The 2,684-nt window shown below is 54.9% G+C and carries 2 protein-coding genes; both read right to left on the reverse strand.

What is annotated here, in order from left to right:
- Nucleotides 1–164 precede the first annotated feature (164 nt).
- The gene (locus ACILSL_RS27535) at nucleotides 165–1,112 is read right to left on the reverse strand and encodes a tyrosine-type recombinase/integrase (protein ID WP_395735275.1); all 948 of its coding nucleotides are present in this window, start codon (nucleotides 1,110–1,112) and stop codon (nucleotides 165–167) included.
- Complete coding sequence (locus ACILSL_RS27540; RefSeq protein ID WP_395735276.1) at nucleotides 1,109–2,176, reverse strand: Fic family protein; 1,068 nt, start codon at nucleotides 2,174–2,176, stop codon at nucleotides 1,109–1,111. Before ACILSL_RS27540 ends, ACILSL_RS27535 begins: the two co-directional genes overlap by 4 nt.
- Nucleotides 2,177–2,684: the final 508 nt, after the last annotated feature.

Genomic DNA, 2,684 nt, shown 5'->3' on the forward strand with positions numbered 1-2,684 from the left:
CGGTAGGTTTGGACTTGCCCAAAATTCTGAGCTTCAAGCAGGGAGAAAAACAGGAGGGTTAAATTAGCCCAAACTCCAATGGGGATAAGGAGTTGGCGAAAATCCCGTGGGACTTTTCGTCCCTTTGTTGGGTTTTACCCTATTTAGCGATGCAAACGACGGTTTCACTTTTCAGTCGGCTGTTCCTCATACACCAGAAAGTTTACGGCATTGTATTCGAGTTTCTCGCGCTGATGATCATAGCGCACCACCATCTCCACGCTCTTGTGTCCACTCATCATCCGCACCTGCCGATAGGACAAACCTTGATCCAACGCGCGTGTAATCGCCGTGCGCCGCAGATCGTGGGGCGACAATTTGCCAATGCCGGTGAACTCCGCCCATTTGCGCACGATCTTCCAAGCCTGCGTCGTCGAGAGCGGCTTGTCGTATTCGAGCGTGCGATAGTTCACTAGGGGTTGGAAGATGGCACTCTCTGGATGGTCGGTATGCTGTAAACCCCGCCGCTTCCGATCCAGCTTCAAATACTCATCAAGGGCGGTTTTCACTTCTTTCGGGATCGGTAGCTTGCGTTCCCTGCCCCCTTTGACGCGAAACCGCAGCAACCACCTGCCGTGACTCCACACCAGCGACGATTGCTGCAAGCCACACGCCTCGCCAATGCGCATGCTCGTGCGCACCAGCAAAAGCAGCAGCGCATAATCCCGCGCCCCTTCCACCTTGCTCCGATCCGGGCCGGCCAGCAACAACCGCACTTCCTCAACAGTCAGTGCGCGACCCCGCAATTCTTCTGATACCACCGGTGGCGGCACCTTATGCACCGTCGCTGGATTCAGCGTCACGAATCCCTCCTCGCGCAGATATTCGTAGAGGGAGCGCACGACGGCCAGCTTGAAGGACACCGTGGCCGGTTTGCGCCGCGCCTTTGTCATTTGGTCGCGCCAGCCCCGAATTTGTTCACTGGTGATCTGATTCGGATGTCGCCATTGGAATTGGCGAAAGAATTCCCGCACCACGCGCTTGTACGCCCGCCGCGTTTGCTGCGAATTCGACCGCTCGTAAAAGGGCAGCAGATGCTTTTCAGGAAATTGTTGGGTGGTGGTTTCCATCATGACTCCTGCACGCGATAGCGCACGCCCCGCCCCTGCCCCAATCGCTCAATTCGCTGCAACTGTAAGAGACGGTTCAGCGCCTGCGTCACCGTCGGGCGCGCAATGCCGGTGGCCGTAGCAATCTCCTGTGGCGTCGCTTCCTGCACCTGCTGCAAATACTGCCAGATTGTCCATTGATGCCGCGACAGGGTTTTCTCCAGGTACTCATTCGTCAACAGTGCCACCGCCTGCCGCGCCTGCACCAACAACACCTGACAGAAAAACGCTAGCCACGGCTGGATGTCCTCGCTCTCCGTCTGAAAGGTTTTCTGACTCGTGCGCAGCGCCAGGTAGTAATCCGGCTTGTTGTCCTCGATCAGCTTTTCGTGCGACACATACGGCGTGTACAGGTACCCGCTTTTCAGCAGTAAAAAATTCGTCAGAATACGTGACAACCGCCCATTACCATCCTGAAACGGATGGATCGCCAGAAACTCCACCAGGAAATGCCCGATCACCAACAACGGATGATATTGCTGCGCCGCCAACGCCCCTTGCGTCCACGTCACCAGTTCGCTCATCGCACTCGGCGTCTGCCAGGCCGGGGTCGTTTCAAACAGCACGCCGATGGACTCCCCGGCAGCATCTACCATCAGCACCCGATTTTCATTGCGCTTGTAATCCCCTCGATGCAGCACATCCTGCTCGACGTACTTCAGCAACTCCTGATGAAAATGGCGGATGGTGCTTTCGGTGAAGGAGAGCGTAGCCCAACTGTCAAAAACATTCCTGAGCAATTCAAAATAGCCATTCACTTCCTGCTGATCCCGTTCCGCGAACTTCTGAATCGAAAGCCCACGCATCATCTTCTCAATTTCTTCATCACTGAGTCGCGCGCCCTCAATGCGTGTCGAAGCTCCCGTCGAAGTAACCAGCACGGAGCGTTTGAGCCGGGCCAGAAGTTGGGGATTCAACTGACCGCCGGCAGCCCAGCGTCCCTTGTGTTCATCAATCTGACCAATGGTGAACAACAAGGCAGGCGAAAGGGTTTGCAGACGAAGATCGTAGCGATGGGCAGCGGACATGAAAAAACCTCATAGCAGAACCATAAGCGATTGTATGGAGTAATATAAGATTATATTCGATTATATTCGATTTCTCCAAATGTGCTGCCATTCCCTGCTCTATTTCCTGGCAGGAATCGTGAAAGCGACCGTCGTGGAACCGCCAATTCTGAACATTCTGCCAGCAAACACAGAGCTTACCCTTACTCCGTTTTCTTGGCAATTAAGGAAAGTGTAATGATCATGATTAACCTATGAAGCCCCCCTGCGCGCTAGGATTTTGCCCCAGCTTTGACTTGGGCTTGCGTTGTCTGTCACTTGCGCTGCTTGTTCGCGCGTATCTCCATAAATGGCAGAATGGGCATTACCTTAAATGCCCGGCAGTAGCCTGGGCACCTCTCTTCGCAGGTCTCTCACTCCGCTCCGCTTAGCGGCGTGGAACAGAAGCGTGGAACGCACAAAACAGCGGCGTAAAAGGTGCCTTTAGAAAGCGTCTCCGGGACAGGGATGACCCCGCAGCAGCCCGGCG

It is taken from the genome of Prosthecobacter sp. (assembly GCF_044222345.1).
Classification (GTDB): Bacteria; Verrucomicrobiota; Verrucomicrobiia; order Verrucomicrobiales; family Verrucomicrobiaceae; genus Prosthecobacter.

Coding starts and splice junctions, on each gene's coding strand:
- ACILSL_RS27535 (WP_395735275.1), bottom strand. CDS start 1,112: ATGATGGAAACCACCACCCAACAATTTCCTGAAAAGCATCTGCTGCCC.
- ACILSL_RS27540 (WP_395735276.1), bottom strand. CDS start 2,176: ATGTCCGCTGCCCATCGCTACGATCTTCGTCTGCAAACCCTTTCGCCT.